Consider the following 18,747-nt stretch of genomic DNA (forward strand, 5'->3'; position numbering starts at 1 on the left):
AGCCGCCTGTCGGGCAAGCCTGCAAATGTCAATCATGACAGGAGGATGCGATGATCAGGCTGGTACAGGCGACGGTTTCTGCGGGTTTGCTCGCTTTGGCGTCTCAGGCAGGGGCGCAGGACGTGGAAACCGGCGCAGAGCTTTATCAGCATTATTGCGCGACGTGCCACGGGCTCGACGCGACCGGGCATGGACCGATGGCCGGCGTTCTGGTCATTCAGCCGGTCGATCTGACGAAACTTGCCGGCGAGGACGGAGTATTTCCGACCGCCCGCGTTGTGGCGCGGATTGACGGGCGCGATCCGCTGGTCAGTCACGGCAGTCCGATGCCGGTCTACGGACCTTACTTTGATGGTCAGGACACCTCGATGAAAACGCCAGAGGGTCAGCCGATCCTGACAAGCCAGCCGATCGTCGATCTGGTCGCCTATCTGGAAACGCTTCAAGGACAGTAGGGCCTCAGCGGCAAATACCCTCGACTTCGGCTCCGCTCCACGGAATGACGATCTCGCGTTCACGGCGCTGTGTCGGTAGCGGCGACAGGTCGAAATGCGATCCCAGCATGTCATGCAGGCGCTGCGTGCGGGGCGCCGTCGGGTCCAGTGCGCGGCAGCAGACGTATTCCTCGACGATCGCGCCCTGTTGTTCGAACCCGTAAGACAGGAAATCGGGCGAGGTGTCGATGTCGAACAGATAGGGGTCCTTGTTGCCGCCATGTTCCGCCGCGGCCCGCAGCGGGTGATACCCGGTTGTCCGGCGGTTTTGCCATTGCCAGACATGAGTCAGTTCGTGGGCCAGCAACATCGCTGCCACAAGGTTCATCTGTTCGGGAAAGTCGGTCATGTAATCTTCCAGATACCAATCGCGCGTGAAATAGACCTTGTTGAACAGGGCAACGGCGGCAGGTTTGGCGGTTATGACACCTTCTTTTGGGGTCGGCAGGATACGCTCGCGGCAGGCCAGACGCGGTCGCGCCTTGCGGTAAAAGGTGATCGGCGCGACCGGAGCGCCTTCTACCAGTCTTACCCGGTCCAAGTTCAGCGTTTCGCCCTGAACGGTGCTGGCAAAGGCGCGTTCCTGATCCGTCAGCGGGCGACCGCAGGAGGCGAGTAAAAAAAGAAAAATCATCAAAAAGCGGAAGGGCATGATCAAAGCCTACTGCGAAGCCCCCGCTCTGCAACCGATTTTCACACGCTCATCGCCAATACGCGGCTTATTTCCGTCAACGACCGTCCGGACTGATCCATCCAGGTGTTAAAGGCCTCCTGAACCGCCGCCATTGCCTTTTTTGAACTCGGCGCTTTATCGACGATCCCCTCGGCAATCAGCCGGGCTGTGACGTCTTGCGACAGGATGAAACTGTCGCGCCCTGCGAACCGCATTGCGTATTGCGCCGATGCCCCACCCAGACGCGACCCGCGTTTGCCCAACATCGCCAGCAGACCGACGTAATCGACCGAAGGCCAGCCGCCCAGAACCTGCCCCGCACCGCCTTCTTCGCGCAGTTCCAGCAGGAACGCGGCATTGTCCCGGACCGAGGCGATCTTGGTTCCGTTGCGCACGATGCGGGTATCCTGCAGCAGCGCGTCGAATTTTTCGTCATCCATAAAGGTGCACCGGCCCACGTCGAACCCGTCAAAGGCGGTCTCGAACCCATCCCATTTGTTTTCGATGACCTTCCAGTTGAACCCGGCCTGAAAGACAGTCTTGGTGATGATCGAAAGCCAGCGATCATCGGGCATGGCGGCCAGTTCCGCCGTGCTTTTCGGGCGGGTCAGCTTGGCGTCCAATGCCTCAGCGCCACCGTGGCGATCAGCGGCCAAGGAAAAAATCTCATCGAAATGGTGCATTTGCGGCGTCCTCCGCCGGTAACCTTGCCTGTCAGATGGCCTGTTGCAAGGTCCCGGGTGCTTTGCCTGTTTCACGCTTCAGCCACTGCGCGGCAATTGAGACACCAAAAAATGAGTGAAAAGAAAAAGAAATGCTCGACAAAACAAGGGATTCGGGTTTGTGATTGACTCGTCAATCAATGTGCTGCCCCGATATTGTACGAAATTGCAATGACCGGGTGGCCGCACGATGCGGCAGGTGGGAAAATCCGAACGGTTCTGAGGGGCGAATAAAACCGCCTTGGCCAGAACTGTTCACTTCCCTTTTCCGGCCAATTTTGTGCATGTTGCGACATGGTGTTGTCGTTCGACAAACTTTCCGGGGCGCAAATGCGCGCTGGGGTGGGCAAAACAAAACAAGACAGGGAGAATGTCGATGAAGAAACTCAGTGTAAGCCTGTTGGCTATGGCCGTGGCAAGTTCCGCCTATGCCGCCGATATGGGCGCTGTGGACGAGCCGATCAAACTGGCGATCAATGAATGGACCGGCCAGCACGTCACTACGCATGTGGCCGGTGAGATGCTGAAAGCAGCGGGCTACAACGTTGAATACGTGACCGCCGGCATGATGAACCAGTTCCAGGCGCTGGCCGATGGCGATATCGACGCGACGCTGGAAATCTGGTCGTCGAACGTTTCGGACGAATACGCCAAGAAGATCGACGAGGGCACCGTTGTTGAAATCGGTGATCTGGGACTGGATGCCAAAGAGGGCATTGCCTACCCGGCACATGTGGCCGAGCTGTGCCCGGGCCTGCCGGCCTGGGAGGCGCTGAAAAACTGTGCTCAGGTTTTTGCCACGGCTGAAACGCTGCCCGGTGGCCGCCTTGTCGACTATCCGGCGGATTGGGGAACCCCCGGCGCCGACCGCATGGTTGGGCTTGAGTTGCCGTTCAAGGCGGTTCCCGCGGGCTCCGAAGGTGCCCTGATTGCCGAACTGCGTGCTTCGACCGAGCGCAAATCGCCGCTGTTGATCACTTTCTGGCAGCCGCACTGGGCGATGTCGGCATATGACGTTCAGTTCGTCGATCTGCCCGCGGGCGAAGAGGCATGCTTTAACGATCCGTCCTGGGGTCCGAACCCGAATGCGGTGAATGACTGCGATTTCTCGCCTTCGCGCATCTTCAAGGCCGGTTGGAGCGGCATGGCAGACAAGTGGCCCGCCGCCTATGAGATTCTGACCAACTATCAACTGGCGGTCGAAGACCAGCAGCCGATGATGGGCGCAATCGACGTTGACGGCGGATCGGTTGAAGAAGTTGTCGCGGCTTGGATGGCCGAGAACGAAGACAAATGGCGTCCGGTTGTCGACGCGGCAACCCAGTGAGCCCGCTTAAGTGACCGACACAACGACACCAGCCATCGCCTGCCGGAATCTCTGGCAGGTCTTTGGCCCCGGTGCTGACAAAGCCCTGACCGACGCGCTGTCTCGGTCAGGGAATGACGCCGACCAAGCCGCCACTGATCTGCGCGAACACGGGTTCATTCCCGCCGTTCAGGATGCAAATTTCGACGTCAGAGAGGGCGAGCTGTTCGTCATCATGGGGCTGTCGGGGTCGGGCAAATCCACGCTGATCCGTTGTATCTCGCAACTGTTGCCTGGTACGGGCGGGGAAATCCGCGTGGATGGCGAGAACGTTATCGGTGCATCCAAGAAGGTGCTGACCGATCTTCGGCGCAAAAAGCTAGGCATGGTGTTCCAGCATTTCGGCCTGTTCCCGCATATGACTGTGGCTGAAAACGTGGCATACCCGCTGCGGGTTCAGGGCGTGAGCAAAAAAGAACGTTTGGCGCGCGCGCAGGAAGTGATCTCTCTGGTCGGTCTGGAAGGGCGCGAAGACAGCTTCCCCCGGCAGCTTTCAGGCGGCCAACGCCAGCGTGTGGGGATCGCGCGCAGTCTTGCCGTGAATCCGGACATCTGGTTTCTGGACGAGCCGTTCTCAGCCCTCGACCCATTGATCCGCCGTCAGCTGCAGGATGAGTTCCTGCGTATTCAGGCGACGTTGAAAAAGTCGATCGTCTTTATCACTCATGATATCCAAGAGGCCCTGAAACTGGCCGACCGCATCGCCATCATGCGCGATGGCAAGATCGTTCAGATCGGCACGCCTACGGATATCGTACTGCACCCGGTTGATGATTATGTGCGTGAGTTTTCCAAGGACGTGGCCAAGGGTCAGCACGCCAAGGTCGCCTCGGTCATGCGGGACGAGGCGGAATGTGGCCCGGACGACCCCGGTCTGACGACGGCAATGACGCTGGATGCGGCGCTTGCGCATTGTATGGAACTGTATGAGCCCGTGCCTGTGCGGGATGAGCATGGCAATATTGTCGGCAACGTTCATCCGTCCGATCTGGCCGCCGCGTTGCAGGTGGATGAAACATGACAGCCATCACGGACATCCCCTCGGGCCACGCAGCGCGCCTGACGGCCGGTGCCCAAGCGGCGCTGATCACGGTGATCGTCGGCGCGGTGTGTCTGGCGCTGGAAGGCGTTGCGCCGTGGCTGGTCAAGTGGCCTGCGGCGTGGGAACTGCCCGCGACCCAATGGGTCGGAGCGTTTCTGGACTGGTTCCTGAACGGCATCAAACCGGCCATGCGCCTGTTTTCCGATCTGATGACCTATCCGATGGCAGCCGCCAATTATGTTCTGGGCAACACACCCTGGCCGGTTCTGATCGGTCTGGTGACGGCATTGGGCTGGTATCTGGGCGGCTTGTCGATGGCGGCGCTGGGGTTCTTTGGCCTCAGCTTCGTGCTGGCCTCGGGCTATTGGTCCGAAAGCATGAATACTTTGGCGCTTGTCGCCGTTTCGGTGCCTGTCGCACTGGTCGCCGGTGCCGCCATTGGTATTCTTGCGAATGAGGTGCCAAAGGTAAAATCCTTCGTTCAGGCGGTGCTGGACGTCATGCAGACGGTGCCGACCTTTGCCTACCTGACGCCATTGCTGCTGCTGTTTGGATTTGGTCCCGTGGTGGGCCTGATCGCGTCCGCCATCTACGCCGCACCCCCGATGGCGCGCAACGTGATGCTGGGGCTGGAACGGGTGGAACCGGAAATCAAAGAGGCCGCGATCATGTCCGGCGGCACGCGGTTCCAGCAACTGTTTCAGGTCGAAATACCCGCCGCCGCGACGCAGATCATGGTCGGTGTGAACCAATGTCTGATGGCTGCGCTATCGATGGTGATCATCGCCGCCGTCATAGGCGGGTTCAACGACATCGGGTGGGAGGTCCTGCTGACCATGCGCAAGGCGCAGTTCGGCGAATCTCTGCTGGCTGGTCTGGTCATTGTGGTCTTTGCCGTGGTGATCGACCGGATGAGCGGCACGCTGGCGACTGAGCGCAAACGTTACGATCAACGCGTGGTCTGGGCCGTGTTGGGCTTTACGGCCCTGTTCACGGTTGCTTTCTGGGCATGGCTTCCGAACCCGTCGGAACTGACACTGCTAGACCCGTTGGCCGACGCAGTGGACAGCGGTTTGACCGCCTTCACGCAGACCAACGGCCCCTGGCTGGATGCGCTCAAGAACAACTCTCTGTTCTATGTGTTACTGCCGCTGCGGATCGGTCTGGATCAGGCGGTTTTGCCCTTCACATGGGGTTTTCAATGGACCCCGGCCATGAGTTTCGGCTTATTCGCAGCCGCCGCCGCAATCGCCCTGCTGATGGCATGGCGCGGTCACCTGACCGGGGGGCTGGTGCTGTTGATCCTGATTGGCATTCTGGAAACCGGTATCGCCAATTTGCCGTGGCCCTTTGTCCTGACCGGAGCTGCCGCTTTGGGTTGGGTCGCGGGCGGCTGGCGGCTAGCGGCGCTGTCGGTAGGGCTGCTTTGCACCATCCTCGTCTCTGGCCTGTGGGAGCGCGCCTTGCTGTCGCTTTACCTCAGCGGAGCGGCGGTGTTTTCCTGTGCCGTGGTCGGCGGCATGATCGGTCTTGCCAGCGCAGTATGGGAGCCGGTCTGGAAAGTCGTCCGCCCGATCTGCGACATGCTTCAGACGATCCCGTTGTTCGTGTTCCTGATCCCGGTTCTGATGGTGTTTCAGATCGGCGAGTTTTCGGCCTTTCTGGCGATCTGCGCCTACGCAATCGTCCCGATGATCCGCTATACGCGGCATGGTCTGGTCAACACACCGGAAGAGATGATGGAGGCTGCAATCTCTAGCGGTGCGACCGAGTGGCAGATCATGCGCGACGTGCGCGCACCCTATGCCGCGCCGACTATCCTGCTGGGGCTGAACCAGACCATCCTTTATGCGTTTGCCATGCTGGTGATCGCGGCACTGATCGGCACCACCGGTCTGGGCCAGTCGATTTATCTGGCGCTGGGGCAGGCGGATGTCGGGCTGGGTATCTCGGCGGGTGCCGCAATGGCCATTCTTGCCCTGATCGCGGATCGCATGGTGCAGGGCTTCGCCGAAGAACGACGCAAGGCGCTGGGCTTGTAAACAAGGGCAGGGGCGGTACGTCCGCCCCGCCTGTATTCCCACCCGGACCCGACTTGACTTCGGGCAAGGAACTCGGGCTCACCCGGGTATAGATCAGCAAAAAATCATTCGGAGAATACCATGTCCGGTTGGGGTCTGTTCTTTGCAGCTTTGGTGACCTTTCTGCTCAGCCACGCGATCCCGGCGCGCCCCGCCGTGCGAGGCCACCTGATCGGGGTGCTGGGGCGCAAGGGTTATTTCACGGCTTATTCCGTTCTGTCGCTGGCAGTGTTGGGTTGGTTGATCATCGCTGCCGCGCGGGCGCCTTATGTCGAGGTCATCCCGCCGCTTGCCATCTTTCGATGGGCGCCGCTGCTGATCATGCCGGTCGTATGCTGGCTGGCGGTCGCGGGGCTTGCGATCCAGAACCCGTTCTCTTTCGGTGGTCTGGGGCATCGTGTTTTCGATCCTGAAAACCCGGGCATCCTGCGCACGACACGCCATCCGATCCTGGCCGCGCTGATGCTTTGGGCCGCGGCGCATCTGTTGGCCAATGGCAGCCTGTCGCACGTCATCCTGTTCGGCCTGTTTGCGGGCTTTGCGGCCATGGGCATGGAACTGATTGATCGTCGCAAGGCGCGGGACATGGGTATCGAGTGGACGCGCCTGTCGCGGAATACGGCGCGCCTGTCACTGCGCGCGCCCCGACCCTGGCCACGGCTCTGGGTCTGGCTGGTGTCGATTGGTGCCTTTGCTGTTCTCCTTCACCTGCACGCACCTGTGATCGGCCTTTCACCATTGCCATAACGCAGGGAGTGGTCGGAGCGCATCATGCGTGCTATCTGGAATGTCACTATTTCGGACTACAAGGATATCGCGGATGTATCTGGCTTATGTGACCACCACGGATCGCGGCGCAACCGACCGCCTGCTGAGCACTGTAGCCGAGCGGCTGCTATCCTCCGGTGCGCATCTGGCCGGCGTGGTTCAGACCAACACTGAATGCGCCGACAACAGCAAATGCGACATGGACGTGCGTGTTCTGCCCAAAGGTGAGACCATCCGGATATCGCAATCGCTGGGCACCCAATCGCGCGGGTGCCGTCTGGACCCTGCCGCGCTGGAGCGGGCTGTGGGATATGTGACCGCGTCGCTGTCGGACGCGCCGCAATTGCTGATCGTCAACAAGTTCGGCAAACACGAAGCCGACGGTCGCGGTTTTCGTCCCGTGATTGCCGAGGCTCTGGCGCAGGACATCCCGGTGCTGGTCGGTGTGAACGGCCTGAACAGTGAAAAATTTCAGGAATTCACCGGCGGAGAGGCCGAACAATTGCCCCCGGAGCCGGAGGCCATTGTCGCGTGGTTCGACCGGGTCACCGCATTGCGCGCAGCGGCAGCCTGATCCAGGTTCCCGTGGGGTAAGCTGCTGAAATCCTGTCTTGTTTTCAGACACATGTGCTGCAATCCTCTGACCCCGGAGGAGATTGTATATGTGGTCAAATTGGGCCGGAAACCAGCATGCGGATACGGCGGTCACGCGCCCTGTTTCGATGGCCGAACTTCAACAGGCAGTTGCGCAGCCGCAAAGCCTGCGGGTGGTCGGGGCCGGGCATTCGTTCACGCCCATCGTTGCAGGTGGCGACAGGATTCTGGACCTGTCGAGACTGGACCTGCCAACGCTGGGCGAGATCGACGGTGATCGGGTCTGGGTCAATGCGAACGCGCGATTGCGCGATTTGTCGTCGGCGCTGGCGGATCAGGGCCTGGCCTTTCGTAATCTGGGCGACATCAACGTCCAGTCACTGGCGGGGGCCGCTTCGACCGCAACGCATGGCACCGGGCAGAAGCTGCCTTGTTTGGCGGCTGAAATCTCGGATTTTCGGATGATTGGCGCAGGTGGCGAAATGCTGTCCACGCAGGACATCCCATTGAAAATGGCGCAGGTTACGCTGGGGATGCTGGGTGTCCTGACCGAGGCACAGATTACCGTTGTCCCGAAATACAATCTGCGCCGCCAGGTCCGGTTGGCCCCGCTTGAGGACACTCTGGCCACCATGCACAGGAAGTGGGCGAAAAACCGAAACTTCGAGTTCTTCTATATCCCTTTCACTGGCAAGGCGGTGGAAATCCGGCACGAAGTAACCGAAGCGGCGGAAACACGGGCGCCGCGCGATCTGGACATGATAGCTGTCAAGGTGCTGAAACTGGCGCGCAATGCGGGACGGGTCAGCAAAGGGTTGCGCGGTGTTCTGCTAAAGCTTCTGACCCTTGCGCAGTCAGATGAGGACTATGTCGGCGAAAGCTGGCGCGTGTTGTGCAGCGACCGCCATATCCGCTTTAACGAGATGGAATATCACCTGCCGCCCGATGTGGCCTGTGACGTTCTGAAAGAGGTGCTGAACCGCCTGCACTGTGACCACAATGACATCTATTTTCCCATCGAAGTGCGCCAGACTGCTGGCGACACGGCCTGCCTGTCGCCATTTCAGGGTGGCCCGCGCATCTCAATCGCCATCCACAGCGACGCTTCGGAGGATCACAGGCGATATTTCTCGGCCATCGAACCATTGCTGGTCGAAGCCGGAGGGCGCCCGCATTGGGGCAAAATGCACAGCCTCACCTACAAGCATCTGTCGGCACTGTACCCGGATTTCGACCGGTTCTGTACGTTGCGCGAACACCTGGACCCCGGTGGCAAGTTCCTGACACCTGCACTGGCAAGAATGTTTCGGCCATGACCCGGACGTATCTTCAATCCCTGTCCGAAACGCTGCGCGCCTATGGGGTGGACCAGCCGATCACCGTGGTCGATCTGGATCGTCTGGATGCAAACTGTGCAATGGCTTTGGCGGGCGCAGTGGCCGGGCCCGACCGGCGTCTGGTCGCCAAATCCTTGCCCTGCCTGCCGCTTCTGAATCACATCCGCGCGCAGATACTGACGTCGGGACTGATGACGTTCTCGGAACCGATGTTGCAGGCATTGTTGACGGCCGAGGCTGGAACCGATCACCTGATCGGCAAACCCCTGCCTGTCAGGTCCGCCGCGCGGGTTCTTGCGGCCTGTCCGGATTCCGCGGCGCGGGTTCAATGGCTGATCGACACGCCCGATCGCCTGCGAGACTATCTGGCACTTGCGGCAGACCGGCAATCTGCGCTGCGGCTGTCGCTGGAGGTTGATGTCGGGTTGCATCGCGGCGGGTTCAGGCCAGAGCAGGTGACAGAGATCGCGGCTGAGATTGACGCCAGTCCCCATGCGCGCCTGTCCGGCGTGATGGGGTACGAGGCCCATCTGGCCAAGCTGCCGCGACTATTGCGCAAGCGCGCGACGCGATCCTGCGAAGGTGCTTTCCGGCGCGCGATTTCCGGCCTGCCGATGGCCGGGAAAGGATTGTGTCTGAACACGGGCGGTAGCCTGACCTTTCAATCATACCCTGCGGATGGGCTTGCTACCGAAGTGGCCTTTGGATCGGTACTGGTAAAGCCCGCAGAATTTGACCACGTTTCGACTCGGGGCTTTCTGCCTGCGGCCTTTATCGCGACGCCGGTTTTGAAGGTCATGCCGGGCAACCCGCTTCCGGGGCTGGATTTTCTGCGTCGGAACAAGACCGACCTCGCCGTCTTTGGCGGGCATTTTCTGGCGCACCCCGCGTACCCGGACGGGTTCGGCTATTCCATGGTCTTTGGACGTTCCAGCAATCAGGAGGTTTGGGCCGGTCCCCGTCTGGCCAATGTCACAGCGGGCGATATCGCGTTGCTGCGCCCGACACAAAGCGAGGCCGTGCTGAATCAGTTCGGACGGATGCTGGCGGTCAGGAACGGGCAGGTGATCGCAGAATGGCAATGCCTGCCGAGTTAACGGCGGTTGCACTTTGTCACCATCTGGAAAAGATGGTGGGCGACCCTGGAATCGAACCAGGCGTGCGTCTCCGCGAGGGAGTTACAGTCCCCTGCCACACCTTGCGGCCTGTCGCCCACTGTCAGGCGTTGCACCTGACGTGGAGGCGTGATTACTAGCGCTCTAAACGAGCGTCAACAGGAAAATACGGCTTTGACGCAGGAAACCTATTTGCCGGCCCGGAGGCCCAGGAAATGAAGAAACCCAAGTGGGTCGTGGAAAAGGAACAGGCACGCAAAGCTGCCGCATCCGAGACTGTCTGGCTGTTCGGACTGCACGCCGTGCGCGATGCGCTGATGAACCCAAATCGGCAGAAGCTGCGTCTGGTCGTAACGCGTAATGCAAGGGACAAGCTGACAGAAGCCATTGAATTTGCGGGGGTTGAGGCCGAAATGGTCGATCCCCGCAAATTCTCTGCTCCAATTGATCCGGGCTCTGTCCATCAGGGTGCGGCGCTTGAGGTCAAGCCGCTGGATTGGGGCGGCTTGGCTAAAAACTGCATCGGGCGCGTGCATCCGCGGGTCATATTGCTGGACCGGGTGACCGATCCGCACAATGTCGGAGCGATTCTGCGCTCAGCCGAAGTGCTGGGCGCAAGTGCGGTGATCGGCACGCGGCACCACTCGGCCCCGGAAACGGGCGCATTGGCAAAGACAGCCAGCGGCGCGCTGGAGCGGCAACCCTATCTGCGCGTTCGAAATCTGGCCGACGCAATCGTTGAGTTGCAGAATATGGGTTTTCTGGTGCTTGGTCTGGACGGTGAGGCGGACGATACCATCGAAACGGCAATGGGCGGAAAACTGGACCGCCCTGTTGCCCTGGTGCTGGGTGCCGAAGGGCCGGGCCTGCGGCAAAAGACCAAGGAAACCGTTGACCAACTGGTGAAAATCGACGCAGCCGGAGGGTTTGGGTCGCTGAACGTCTCAAATGCTGCCGCAATCGCCTTATATGCTTCCCGGCACAGATAGACAGGAGAGAGCCATTTCCAGCCCGTCCAAAATCGCCACATGTTGCTATTGCGGAACCCGCGCCGCCCTTGTTCTGAAAGGGCAGCAACGGCACGAACTCAGTTGCTCCAGTTGCGGGGCGCCTCTGCACGATCTCAAGATGGTGCCAAAACGCAAACTGTCCGAGGCCAATGGCAAGCGTGACACTACGAAGGCCGCAGCCTCGTATAAGAAAAAGAAGCAGAAGAAGAAAAAGGGCGTCTTCTCGCGCGTTCTGGACGAAGCCTGGGATGTGATAGATGACATCTTCGACTGAGGCGGCGATCCGGCGACACAGGCGATCACAACCACGTTAAGCAGGGTTACACCTGGCTGCAAAAATTGCATTTTTGGTACTCTGATGACTTCGAACGTGAAATACAGATGCTGACCCGACGTTTCCTGCTGGCTGCGGTGGCTGCCGCTGCATTTGCCCCTTCTGCCTATGCGCAAGACATGCCCGTTTACTTTGAAACAGACGGCGCCGCGATGGCCGGGTATGATGCGGTGTCTTATTTTTCGGGCGACACGCCGGTTCGGGGCGAACCCGATATTGCGATCGTCTGGAAGGGGGCCGAGTGGCATTTCGCCTCGGCCGAAAATCGCGACGCGTTCGAGCGTAACCCGCGTGCTTTCGCCCCGCAGTTCGGCGGCTACTGCGCCTACGCCATGGCGCAGGGCAGGCTGGTCAGCACGGACCCGACCGCCTGGCAGGTTGTGGACGGCAGGCTTTATCTGACCCACTCGCATGCGGTCGAACGAATGTGGCGCGGCGCACCTGACGAGTACATCCGCATGGCCGAGGCCCACTGGCCCGTCATCCTTTACGAAGAATAGGCGAAGCTCCGCTTTTTGCGATCTGTCATCACAAAAATGCGCGCACCCTCTTTTTTTCTCTGAACTCGTGCTTAAATGTCACAGTGACCGCGGAACGGAACTGCCGCGGGTCATTTCACTGTCCCTCGTTCCAACAACTGGCGCTCAGGTACGACCTGGGCGCTTTTTTCTTTTGTGCGTACGGCCTAGGGTGCGCTTATGCCAGATTATTCCGATACGTTTCTCAGGGATATCCTTCAACGCACCAAGGTTGTGGCCGTGGTTGGCGTTTCGATGAATCCGGTGCGGCCCAGCTATTACGTCGCGCGGTATTTGTCGCTGAAAGGATACAAGGTCATTCCGGTGAACCCGGGCCATGCCGGGACCGAGTTGTTTGGCCAAACGGTGCAGGCATCCCTGTCGGATATCACGGAACCCGTTGATATGGTGGACATCTTCCGTAGGTCCGAGGCCGTTCCACCCATCGTCGACGAAGCGTTGGCCGCCTTGACCGGGGTGCAAACGATTTGGATGCAGATTGGCGTCGAACACCCTCAGGCTGCGGCAGCCGCGCAGGCAAAGGGCATAGATGTTGTCATGAACCGGTGCCCCAAGATCGAATACCAGCGGTTGTTTGGCGAGTTGCGCATGGGCGGGTTCGCGACCGGGGTGATCTCATCCAAGCTGTAACCGGTCACGGGGCAGGCAGTGGTTTCAACCGGGCGACCTGTTCCAGCCGCCGTTTTTCCAGAACGACATCGCGCGGTACCCAGTCGTATTTTGTGTCCTCAACCAGCGGCGACCAGAACAGGACCCCGCCATAGCGCCACGGGTCCAGAACCACGCCGTCATACATCGTCTCACCCTTCCGGCTGATGATGGCGGTGCTGTGGTCAATGCGAAACGGGTTGTCCGCATTGGCGATGGCGCGGTGCATCTCAAGCGTCTGAAACCCTTCCAGATCCAGTCGCCTTTCAATGTCCTCGGCCCAGTGCCAGCACAGACCACGCGGGCGCATGCCCTTGTTTACCTTGGCGTTGTGGATCAGTGGCGGGTCGGTGATTTCGTATTCCTGTGCAAGTTGCGCGGTATAGGAATAGGCGATGCGGGCGGCGCGGTCAGCTTCTTCGGGGTCGATGTCAGGGCCGAGGCCGCGGATTTCGCTTGCCAGGCGCTGAACCTCGTCTCCGGTAGAGGGGGGCGGGACTGAACACGCCGCAAACGTCAAAACGGCAAGCAAACAGGCCAGAGCTCTGATCATTCCCGCGTCCTTCGATCCCTGTCACATCGGTTCGCAACTATACAATGCAAGGTTTCAGGACGGAACCCGCCTGCTCAACCCTTCGGGCGCGCGGCCTTTTCAGCGATGCCGCTCATGCCTTGCCGCTGTGCCAGTTCGGCCAGCACATCCTCCAGTTCCACATCGCGCGCGGCCAGCATGACAAGCAGGTGGTAAAGCACATCCGCAGCCTCGGACGTGAGCCCCGCCTTGTCGCCCTTGACCGCCTCGATAACGGCCTCGACGGCTTCTTCACCAAATTTTTCGGCGCATTTCTCGGGGCCCTTGGCCAAAAGCTTGGCGGTCCAACTGGATTCCGGATCGGCCTCTTTGCGGTCCGCAATAGTCGCCGCCAGTTCGTGAAGAATGCTCATGTCAGCCTCATTGGAATACCAGCAGCGGCCATGTGTTCCTTGGCCTCGCGGATGGTGTATTCGCCGAAATGAAAGATTGAGGCAGCCAGCACTGCGCTGGCCCCGCCCTTGGTCACGCCCTCGACCAGATGGTCCAGATTGCCAACACCCCCCGACGCGATCACCGGCACGTCCACGGCATCCGAGATGGCGCGGGTCAATGGCAGGTTGAATCCGGCCTTGGTGCCATCGCGATCCATTGAGGTCAGCAAAATTTCTCCGGCCCCCTTGGCGACGACTATTCGGGCAAACTCCACCGCGTCGATACCTGTGGGTTTGCGCCCGCCATGGGTAAAGATTTCCCACTTGCCCGGGCTGACGGATTTGGCGTCGATAGCGCAGACGATGCACTGGCTTCCGAACTGATCCGCCGCCTCGGCAATCACATCCGGGTTCGCCACTGCGGCCGAGTTAAAGCTGACCTTGTCCGCCCCCGCCAGCAGCAGGGCGCGCACGTCATCTTTGGCACGCACTCCGCCGCCCACTGTGAGGGGCACAAAGCATTGCTCGGCCGTGCGCTGCACCACGTCAAACATGGTGCCCCGGTTTTCATGAGTGGCGTGGATGTCCAGGAAACAAATCTCATCGGCACCGGCCGCATCATAAGCCTTGGCCGATTCAACGGGATCGCCCGCGTCGCGCAGGCCAACGAAATTCACGCCTTTGACCACGCGGCCATCGGCGACGTCCAGACAGGGAATGATACGGGTTTTCAGCATCGGCCTTCCTTTGTTGGCCGCACCTCTACCGGCAAAGCCCCGCCGATGCCAGACTTGTGATTGCCCACGCGCTCAAAGCTGTGAAAACTGAGGTGAAATTCACAGAAGGAATTCCGATATGCGCAAACTGATACTGGCAATAATTCTGACATTCACAGGGGCACTGTCCGCCATGGCCGACGACATCATCAAAGTCCAGACCAACAAATCCGTGTCCGAGGCGCTGGACGCGCTTGAGGCCGCGGTCGGCAATGCCGGTGCGACCGTCTTTGCCCGCATAGATCATGCCGCCGGCGCGGAAAAGGTCGGTCAAACCATTCCGGCCAATCAGGTGCTGATTTTCGGCAACCCGGCGCTGGGAACCCCGGCCATGCAGATCGACCCGCGCGCCGGTCTGTTTCTGCCGCTGAAGGTTCAGGCCTATGAGGATGCCGATGGTCTGGTGTGGCTGGCCTATGAAGACCCCAAAGAGACCATGGACGAGCTAGACGATGTCGAAAACTCCCCGGTCATCGAGAAGATGCGCGGCGCGCTGGCAAAGCTGACCTCTGTTGCGGCGGAATGATCAACTCAGGGCGCGAATGGCCGTAGCCAGGTCGATTGCGCCGTCATAAAGCGCGCGCCCTGAAATCGCACCGTTCAGGTCCACGCCACAGTCTCGCAGGGCAATCAGGTCCTCCAGCGAACTGACACCTCCCGAGGCGATGACGGGGATCGAGACAGCGCGGGCCAGCGCAGCGGTGGCCTCGATATTCGGGCCCTGCATCGCGCCATCGCGGTTGATGTCGGTATATATGATCGCAGCCACGCCTGCGTCCTCAAAGCTGCGGGCCAGATCGGTGACCTGAACGTCGGTCTCTTCGGCCCAGCCTTTGGTGGCGACCATGCCGTTGCGGGCGTCGATCCCCACGGCGACCTTGCCGGGGAAGGCTTTGGCCGCCTCACGCACCAGATCAGGGTTCTCGACCGCGACGGTGCCCAGAATCACCCGCGCCAGACCCTTTTCGATCCATGTCTCGATCGTGGCCATGTCCCGGATGCCGCCGCCAAGCTGGGCCGGTACGTCGCACGCCTTCAAAATCGCCTCGACCGGGGTGGCATTGACCGGTTCGCCGGCAAAGGCACCGTTCAGGTCCACCAGATGCAGCCATTCGCACCCGGCATCGACAAAGGCGCGGGCCTGGGCGGCCGGATCGTCGTTGAACACGGTTGCCTGGTCCATTTCACCACGCAGCAGGCGCACGGCCTGCCCGTCTTTGAGGTCGATGGCGGGGTAAAGGATCATGTGCGACGGCCTTATCTGAGTATTGTCCGAGCGGGATATCGCACAAGCCGGGCAGGGGATGCAACGCGACGCAAAGTCAATCTTGCCCGAAGTTCACCAGCGGGCCAGAGTGACTTTCAAACAGGGAGGATACTATGAAGAAACTTACGCTCGCTGCAGCTTTCGCAGCCTTGGCAACCAGCGCATACGCGGCCGACCCGGTTGACGGACTTTGGAAAACTCAGCCAGGCGATACCGGCGGCTATCTGCACGTCTCGATTTCGGAATGCGGTAGCGCGATTTGCGGCACCATCGATACCGCCTTTGACAAAGACGGAAATGAGCAGTTGGAATATGAAAACCTTGGCAAACAGATCATCTGGGACATGGTGCCCGATGGCGGCGGCAACTACAGCGGCGGCAAGATCTGGGCCCCGGACCGGGACAAGACCTACAGCTCGAAAATGACACTGGACAGCCAGAACAAGCTGACCGTCAAGGGCTGTGTTGCCGGTGGGCTTGTCTGCCGCGGGCAGGACTGGACGCGGGTACAGTAACCGCTCAGGGCGTCCAGGTCAGGAAATTCCCGATCATACGCAGGCCCACATCCTGGCTTTTCTCGGGGTGAAACTGCATTCCAACCATCGTGTCGCGGCCGATCACGGCCGTGACTTCCTGCCCATAATCCACATAAGCCAGACGCTGCGCCGGATCGGTCACCCGGAAATGGTAGGAGTGGACGAAATAGGCGTGATCGCCTGAGGTCACCCCGTCAAAGACAGGGTGAACGCTTTCCAGAACCAGATCGTTCCAGCCCATATGCGGCACTTTCAGGGCGCTGTCCGAGGGCTTGATCCTGACAACATCCCCGGCAACCCAGCCCAGCCCGTCGGTTTCGCTGTATTCGTGACCTGTTGAGGCCATCAGCTGCATCCCGACACAAATCCCCAGAAAGGGTCGGCCCTTCTGTTCGACCGCCTCGACCATGGCGTCGTAGATGCCCTTGTGGCCCCGCAGCTCGGCAGCGCAGGCCGGGAAAGCCCCGTCACCGGGCAGCACAAGGCGATCCGCCCGCGCAACAACATCAGCGTCCGAGGTTACGACAACCTGGCCCACGCCCACCTCGCGCGCCATACGCTGAAACGCCTTTTCGGCCGAGTGCAGGTTACCGCTCTCGTAGTCGATAATGGCAGTCAGCATCTACAGCGCGCCCTTGGTCGACGGAATTGCATCCGCCTTGCGCGGATCTGTTTCCACGGCCAGTCGCAGCGCGCGGGCAACGGCCTTGAACGCGGCCTCGGCAATGTGGTGGCTGTTGAAACCGTGTAACTGGTCGATATGCAGCGTAATGCCGCCATGGGTGCTGAGCGCCTGAAAGAACTCGCGCACCAGTTCGGTGTCAAACGCGCCGATCTTGGGTGTCGGCAAATCGACGTTCCAGATCAGGAACGGACGGCCCGACAGATCCAGCGCGCAACGCACCTGCGCGTCATCCATGGGCAGGTGGCATTCGCCATACCGACGGATACCCCTTTTATCACCCAGGGCCTGCGTCAATGCCTGACCCAGCGCGATGCCGGTATCTTCGACCGTGTGGTGATCGTCGATGTGGTAGTCGCCCTTGGCCCGGATCGTCATGTCGATCAGCGAATGCCGCGCAAGCTGGTCCAGCATGTGGTCAAAGAAGCCAACGCCGGTCTGATTGTCATACTGGCCGGTGCCGTCCAGATTGACCTCGACCGAAATGTCGGTTTCGGCGGTCTTGCGGCTGATCTTTGCGCTGCGCATGGGCGAATTCCTTTTGCTACAGGGGCGCTTATAGACGGGGATCGCCTGCCATATCCAGACCAAGCGTGGCATTCACGGCAAACTGTTGCAGGGGATTGCGCAGGCGCGCGCACCATGCCAGCCTGCCGGCAACTCAATCAACAAGGTCAGACCCATGTCCACCTGTGTCTTCATCCAGATCCGCTGCAAACCCGGCACCACGTACAAGGTCGCGGAAGAGATCGCCCTGCGCGAAATCCATTCCGAGCTTTACTCGACCAGCGGCGAATACGACCTGCTGCTGAAACTCTATATTCCCGAAACCGATGATGTGGGCCATTTCATCAACGAAAACTTGCTGGTGATTCCGAATATCGAACGATCTCTGACCACGATGACGTTCAAGGCATTCTAGCCCAGCTCAAACGTGGTGACCCCGAAGATTCGGTTCAGGTCGATGTCCGGCTCATAGTCGGAATACATGCGCGCCGTTTCGAACACCTTATCCATCCCAAGTTGCGCCGCCATCGCAAAGGCGGCGTTGTTTGGCTGTGGCATGTCGATAAACACCTGCTGCGCGCCGTGATCGGCCGGAACGGCCGCCAAAAGGCTAGCCAGCAAGGCCTGCGCGATACCCGCGTCATCGGCAAACAACGGCCCGACTTTGAATCCCGACAGGCAAGGGCGCAACGTGGCATAGCCCCTGATCCGACCCTCTTCGGTATATAGCCGCGAGATATGGCGGGCCGCGCTTAGCCAACTGTCCAGAAAGGCGTCGCGGCGGGCTGGAAACAGCTTGCGATCATATCGCTTCAGCGCCTCATGGGCCTCGTCAAGCTGGGTGACACCGTTGCCCAGAACCTGGCCCAGTTTCGGCAGGATGTCCCTGACCGTCGCGCCAAAGCGGTAATTGTTGTAGGCGAAGGTAAAGCCGGACTTTCGGTAGTTGTCCTGCTGCTCGACAACTCCATCCAGCCCCATATTGCGCCCTTCGCAATGGGCAAAGGCCTGTTTTGCAATCTCCCAGCCGTGGCCCGAACCCCGAAATTCTGGCCGGACGATGTAAAAACCCAAAAAGGAAAACGCGTCATCGTAGTTCACGGCCGACACGGATGCGATCATATCATCGTCCAGAAACCCGCCAAGGTAACCTTCGGGGTCGGTGGAGCGAAAGCATTCAGCGTCATGCACACCCGGATTCCAGCCTTCCCGCCCCGCCCAATCCACGGCGTGTTGAAGTTCGGTGGCCGTCAGGGGGCGAATGGAATAATCCGGCATAAGCAAAGTCCT

Annotated in this window: 24 protein-coding genes and 1 tRNA gene; 15 read left to right on the forward strand and 10 right to left on the reverse strand. The window is 60.1% G+C overall.

Features of this window, described 5'->3' with window-relative positions:
• Nucleotides 1-50: 50 nt before the first annotated feature.
• Nucleotides 51-455, forward strand: coding sequence for a c-type cytochrome (locus ACR0D8_RS02065; protein WP_480644295.1), 405 nt, complete (start codon nucleotides 51-53; stop codon nucleotides 453-455).
• Between the two features lie 4 nt (nucleotides 456-459).
• On the opposite strand, the gene ACR0D8_RS02070 is transcribed toward ACR0D8_RS02065, so the two are convergent.
• Nucleotides 460-1,128 (reverse strand): hypothetical protein, encoded by a 669-nt coding sequence (locus ACR0D8_RS02070; RefSeq protein WP_480644296.1) that lies wholly within the window; start codon nucleotides 1,126-1,128, stop codon nucleotides 460-462.
• A gap of 59 nt (nucleotides 1,129-1,187) precedes the next feature.
• The gene (locus ACR0D8_RS02075; protein ID WP_480644297.1) at nucleotides 1,188-1,850 is read right to left on the reverse strand and encodes a DNA-3-methyladenine glycosylase I; all 663 of its coding nucleotides are present in this window, start codon (nucleotides 1,848-1,850) and stop codon (nucleotides 1,188-1,190) included.
• A gap of 415 nt (nucleotides 1,851-2,265) precedes the next feature.
• Here ACR0D8_RS02075 and ACR0D8_RS02080 point away from each other — a divergent pair, with 415 nt between their 5' ends.
• From ACR0D8_RS02080 to ACR0D8_RS02110, 7 genes are all read left to right on the forward strand, one after another.
• On the forward strand, nucleotides 2,266-3,216 hold the full coding sequence (locus ACR0D8_RS02080; protein WP_480644299.1) for an ABC transporter substrate-binding protein: 951 nt from the start codon (nucleotides 2,266-2,268) through the stop codon (nucleotides 3,214-3,216).
• A gap of 10 nt (nucleotides 3,217-3,226) precedes the next feature.
• Nucleotides 3,227-4,276, forward strand: a complete 1,050-nt coding sequence (locus ACR0D8_RS02085) for a quaternary amine ABC transporter ATP-binding protein (protein ID WP_480644301.1) — start codon at nucleotides 3,227-3,229, stop codon at nucleotides 4,274-4,276.
• Complete coding sequence (locus ACR0D8_RS02090) at nucleotides 4,273-6,339, forward strand: ABC transporter permease (protein WP_480644302.1); 2,067 nt, start codon at nucleotides 4,273-4,275, stop codon at nucleotides 6,337-6,339. Before ACR0D8_RS02085 ends, ACR0D8_RS02090 begins: the two co-directional genes overlap by 4 nt.
• A 120-nt stretch (nucleotides 6,340-6,459) precedes the next feature.
• Nucleotides 6,460-7,125 (forward strand): NnrU family protein, encoded by a 666-nt coding sequence (locus tag ACR0D8_RS02095; protein WP_480644305.1) that lies wholly within the window; start codon nucleotides 6,460-6,462, stop codon nucleotides 7,123-7,125.
• Nucleotides 7,126-7,198: 73 nt separating this feature from the next.
• Nucleotides 7,199-7,720, forward strand: coding sequence for a DUF2478 domain-containing protein (locus tag ACR0D8_RS02100; protein WP_480644307.1), 522 nt, complete (start codon nucleotides 7,199-7,201; stop codon nucleotides 7,718-7,720).
• A gap of 88 nt (nucleotides 7,721-7,808) precedes the next feature.
• Nucleotides 7,809-9,056 (forward strand): D-arabinono-1,4-lactone oxidase, encoded by a 1,248-nt coding sequence (locus tag ACR0D8_RS02105; RefSeq protein ID WP_480644309.1) that lies wholly within the window; start codon nucleotides 7,809-7,811, stop codon nucleotides 9,054-9,056.
• Nucleotides 9,053-10,174 carry an alanine racemase gene (locus ACR0D8_RS02110; protein ID WP_480644310.1) on the forward strand — a complete coding sequence of 374 codons (1,122 nt, stop codon included), beginning with the start codon at nucleotides 9,053-9,055 and terminating at the stop codon, nucleotides 10,172-10,174. The genes ACR0D8_RS02105 and ACR0D8_RS02110 overlap by 4 nt, the downstream gene beginning before the upstream one ends.
• Nucleotides 10,175-10,207: 33 nt before the next feature.
• Here ACR0D8_RS02110 and ACR0D8_RS02115 read toward each other — a convergent pair.
• Nucleotides 10,208-10,291 (reverse strand) — tRNA-Tyr (locus ACR0D8_RS02115).
• Between the two features lie 116 nt (nucleotides 10,292-10,407).
• Here ACR0D8_RS02115 and rlmB point away from each other — a divergent pair.
• From rlmB to ACR0D8_RS02135, 4 genes are all read left to right on the forward strand, one after another.
• Nucleotides 10,408-11,181 carry a 23S rRNA (guanosine(2251)-2'-O)-methyltransferase RlmB gene (gene rlmB, locus ACR0D8_RS02120; RefSeq protein WP_480644311.1) on the forward strand — a complete coding sequence of 258 codons (774 nt, stop codon included), beginning with the start codon at nucleotides 10,408-10,410 and terminating at the stop codon, nucleotides 11,179-11,181.
• Entirely contained in the window at nucleotides 11,162-11,476 is a 315-nt protein-coding gene (locus ACR0D8_RS02125; RefSeq protein ID WP_480644313.1) for a hypothetical protein, read from the forward strand. The genes rlmB and ACR0D8_RS02125 overlap by 20 nt, the downstream gene beginning before the upstream one ends.
• 107 nt (nucleotides 11,477-11,583) lie before the next feature.
• Entirely contained in the window at nucleotides 11,584-12,036 is a 453-nt protein-coding gene (locus tag ACR0D8_RS02130) for a YHS domain-containing (seleno)protein (RefSeq protein ID WP_480644314.1), read from the forward strand.
• A 198-nt stretch (nucleotides 12,037-12,234) separates the two neighbouring features.
• Entirely contained in the window at nucleotides 12,235-12,705 is a 471-nt protein-coding gene (locus ACR0D8_RS02135) for a CoA-binding protein (protein WP_480644316.1), read from the forward strand.
• 4 nt (nucleotides 12,706-12,709) lie between these two features.
• Here ACR0D8_RS02135 and ACR0D8_RS02140 read toward each other — a convergent pair whose 3' ends face one another.
• The 3 genes from ACR0D8_RS02140 to hisF all read right to left on the reverse strand — a co-directional run bounded on the left by ACR0D8_RS02140 (nucleotide 12,710) and on the right by hisF (nucleotide 14,426).
• A complete protein-coding gene (locus tag ACR0D8_RS02140; RefSeq protein ID WP_480644318.1) occupies nucleotides 12,710-13,276 on the reverse strand; it encodes a hypothetical protein in 567 nt (188 codons plus the stop codon).
• Between the two features lie 74 nt (nucleotides 13,277-13,350).
• Entirely contained in the window at nucleotides 13,351-13,668 is a 318-nt protein-coding gene (locus ACR0D8_RS02145; protein WP_480644320.1) for a phosphoribosyl-ATP diphosphatase, read from the reverse strand.
• Nucleotides 13,665-14,426, reverse strand: a complete 762-nt coding sequence (gene hisF / locus ACR0D8_RS02150; protein ID WP_480644322.1) for an imidazole glycerol phosphate synthase subunit HisF — start codon at nucleotides 14,424-14,426, stop codon at nucleotides 13,665-13,667. Before hisF ends, ACR0D8_RS02145 begins: the two co-directional genes overlap by 4 nt.
• Before the next feature lie 118 nt (nucleotides 14,427-14,544).
• On the opposite strand from hisF, the gene ACR0D8_RS02155 reads away from it, so the two are divergent.
• A complete protein-coding gene (locus ACR0D8_RS02155) occupies nucleotides 14,545-14,991 on the forward strand; it encodes a DUF302 domain-containing protein (RefSeq protein ID WP_480644324.1) in 447 nt (148 codons plus the stop codon).
• Here ACR0D8_RS02155 and hisA read toward each other — a convergent pair whose 3' ends face one another.
• On the reverse strand, nucleotides 14,992-15,711 hold the full coding sequence (gene hisA / locus ACR0D8_RS02160; RefSeq protein WP_480644326.1) for a 1-(5-phosphoribosyl)-5-[(5-phosphoribosylamino)methylideneamino]imidazole-4-carboxamide isomerase: 720 nt from the start codon (nucleotides 15,709-15,711) through the stop codon (nucleotides 14,992-14,994).
• 134 nt (nucleotides 15,712-15,845) lie between these two features.
• Between hisA and ACR0D8_RS02165 the strand changes: the two genes are divergently transcribed.
• Entirely contained in the window at nucleotides 15,846-16,247 is a 402-nt protein-coding gene (locus ACR0D8_RS02165) for a DUF2147 domain-containing protein (RefSeq protein ID WP_480644327.1), read from the forward strand.
• Nucleotides 16,248-16,251: 4 nt separating this feature from the next.
• Here the strand turns inward: ACR0D8_RS02165 and hisH are convergent, their stop codons facing one another.
• Both hisH and hisB read right to left on the reverse strand, forming a co-directional pair.
• Nucleotides 16,252-16,890: an imidazole glycerol phosphate synthase subunit HisH gene (hisH, locus tag ACR0D8_RS02170; protein ID WP_480644329.1), complete on the reverse strand. Its 639-nt coding sequence runs from the start codon at nucleotides 16,888-16,890 to the stop codon at nucleotides 16,252-16,254.
• A complete protein-coding gene (gene hisB / locus ACR0D8_RS02175) occupies nucleotides 16,891-17,478 on the reverse strand; it encodes an imidazoleglycerol-phosphate dehydratase HisB (protein WP_480644331.1) in 588 nt (195 codons plus the stop codon).
• Between the two features lie 154 nt (nucleotides 17,479-17,632).
• On the opposite strand from hisB, the gene ACR0D8_RS02180 reads away from it, so the two are divergent.
• Nucleotides 17,633-17,872 (forward strand): Lrp/AsnC family transcriptional regulator, encoded by a 240-nt coding sequence (locus ACR0D8_RS02180; protein WP_074735480.1) that lies wholly within the window; start codon nucleotides 17,633-17,635, stop codon nucleotides 17,870-17,872.
• Here the strand turns inward: ACR0D8_RS02180 and ACR0D8_RS02185 are convergent.
• Complete coding sequence (locus ACR0D8_RS02185; RefSeq protein ID WP_480644332.1) at nucleotides 17,869-18,735, reverse strand: GNAT family N-acetyltransferase; 867 nt, start codon at nucleotides 18,733-18,735, stop codon at nucleotides 17,869-17,871. The genes ACR0D8_RS02180 and ACR0D8_RS02185 overlap by 4 nt on opposite strands.
• Nucleotides 18,736-18,747: the final 12 nt, after the last annotated feature.

The sequence above is a fragment of the Ruegeria sp. BG10 genome, from assembly GCF_056538575.1.

Coding starts and splice junctions, on each gene's coding strand:
- ACR0D8_RS02065 (WP_480644295.1), top strand. CDS start 51: ATGATCAGGCTGGTACAGGCGACGGTTTCTGCGGGTTTGCTCGCTTTG.
- ACR0D8_RS02070 (WP_480644296.1), bottom strand. CDS start 1,128: ATGATTTTTCTTTTTTTACTCGCCTCCTGCGGTCGCCCGCTGACGGAT.
- ACR0D8_RS02075 (WP_480644297.1), bottom strand. CDS start 1,850: ATGCACCATTTCGATGAGATTTTTTCCTTGGCCGCTGATCGCCACGGT.
- ACR0D8_RS02080 (WP_480644299.1), top strand. CDS start 2,266: ATGAAGAAACTCAGTGTAAGCCTGTTGGCTATGGCCGTGGCAAGTTCC.
- ACR0D8_RS02090 (WP_480644302.1), top strand. CDS start 4,273: ATGACAGCCATCACGGACATCCCCTCGGGCCACGCAGCGCGCCTGACG.
- ACR0D8_RS02095 (WP_480644305.1), top strand. CDS start 6,460: ATGTCCGGTTGGGGTCTGTTCTTTGCAGCTTTGGTGACCTTTCTGCTC.
- ACR0D8_RS02100 (WP_480644307.1), top strand. CDS start 7,199: ATGTATCTGGCTTATGTGACCACCACGGATCGCGGCGCAACCGACCGC.
- ACR0D8_RS02105 (WP_480644309.1), top strand. CDS start 7,809: ATGTGGTCAAATTGGGCCGGAAACCAGCATGCGGATACGGCGGTCACG.
- ACR0D8_RS02110 (WP_480644310.1), top strand. CDS start 9,053: ATGACCCGGACGTATCTTCAATCCCTGTCCGAAACGCTGCGCGCCTAT.
- rlmB (WP_480644311.1), top strand. CDS start 10,408: ATGAAGAAACCCAAGTGGGTCGTGGAAAAGGAACAGGCACGCAAAGCT.
- ACR0D8_RS02125 (WP_480644313.1), top strand. CDS start 11,162: ATGCTTCCCGGCACAGATAGACAGGAGAGAGCCATTTCCAGCCCGTCC.
- ACR0D8_RS02130 (WP_480644314.1), top strand. CDS start 11,584: ATGCTGACCCGACGTTTCCTGCTGGCTGCGGTGGCTGCCGCTGCATTT.
- ACR0D8_RS02135 (WP_480644316.1), top strand. CDS start 12,235: ATGCCAGATTATTCCGATACGTTTCTCAGGGATATCCTTCAACGCACC.
- ACR0D8_RS02140 (WP_480644318.1), bottom strand. CDS start 13,276: ATGATCAGAGCTCTGGCCTGTTTGCTTGCCGTTTTGACGTTTGCGGCG.
- ACR0D8_RS02145 (WP_480644320.1), bottom strand. CDS start 13,668: ATGAGCATTCTTCACGAACTGGCGGCGACTATTGCGGACCGCAAAGAG.
- hisF (WP_480644322.1), bottom strand. CDS start 14,426: ATGCTGAAAACCCGTATCATTCCCTGTCTGGACGTCGCCGATGGCCGC.
- ACR0D8_RS02155 (WP_480644324.1), top strand. CDS start 14,545: ATGCGCAAACTGATACTGGCAATAATTCTGACATTCACAGGGGCACTG.
- hisA (WP_480644326.1), bottom strand. CDS start 15,711: ATGATCCTTTACCCCGCCATCGACCTCAAAGACGGGCAGGCCGTGCGC.
- ACR0D8_RS02165 (WP_480644327.1), top strand. CDS start 15,846: ATGAAGAAACTTACGCTCGCTGCAGCTTTCGCAGCCTTGGCAACCAGC.
- hisH (WP_480644329.1), bottom strand. CDS start 16,890: ATGCTGACTGCCATTATCGACTACGAGAGCGGTAACCTGCACTCGGCC.
- hisB (WP_480644331.1), bottom strand. CDS start 17,478: ATGCGCAGCGCAAAGATCAGCCGCAAGACCGCCGAAACCGACATTTCG.
- ACR0D8_RS02180 (WP_074735480.1), top strand. CDS start 17,633: ATGTCCACCTGTGTCTTCATCCAGATCCGCTGCAAACCCGGCACCACG.
- ACR0D8_RS02185 (WP_480644332.1), bottom strand. CDS start 18,735: ATGCCGGATTATTCCATTCGCCCCCTGACGGCCACCGAACTTCAACAC.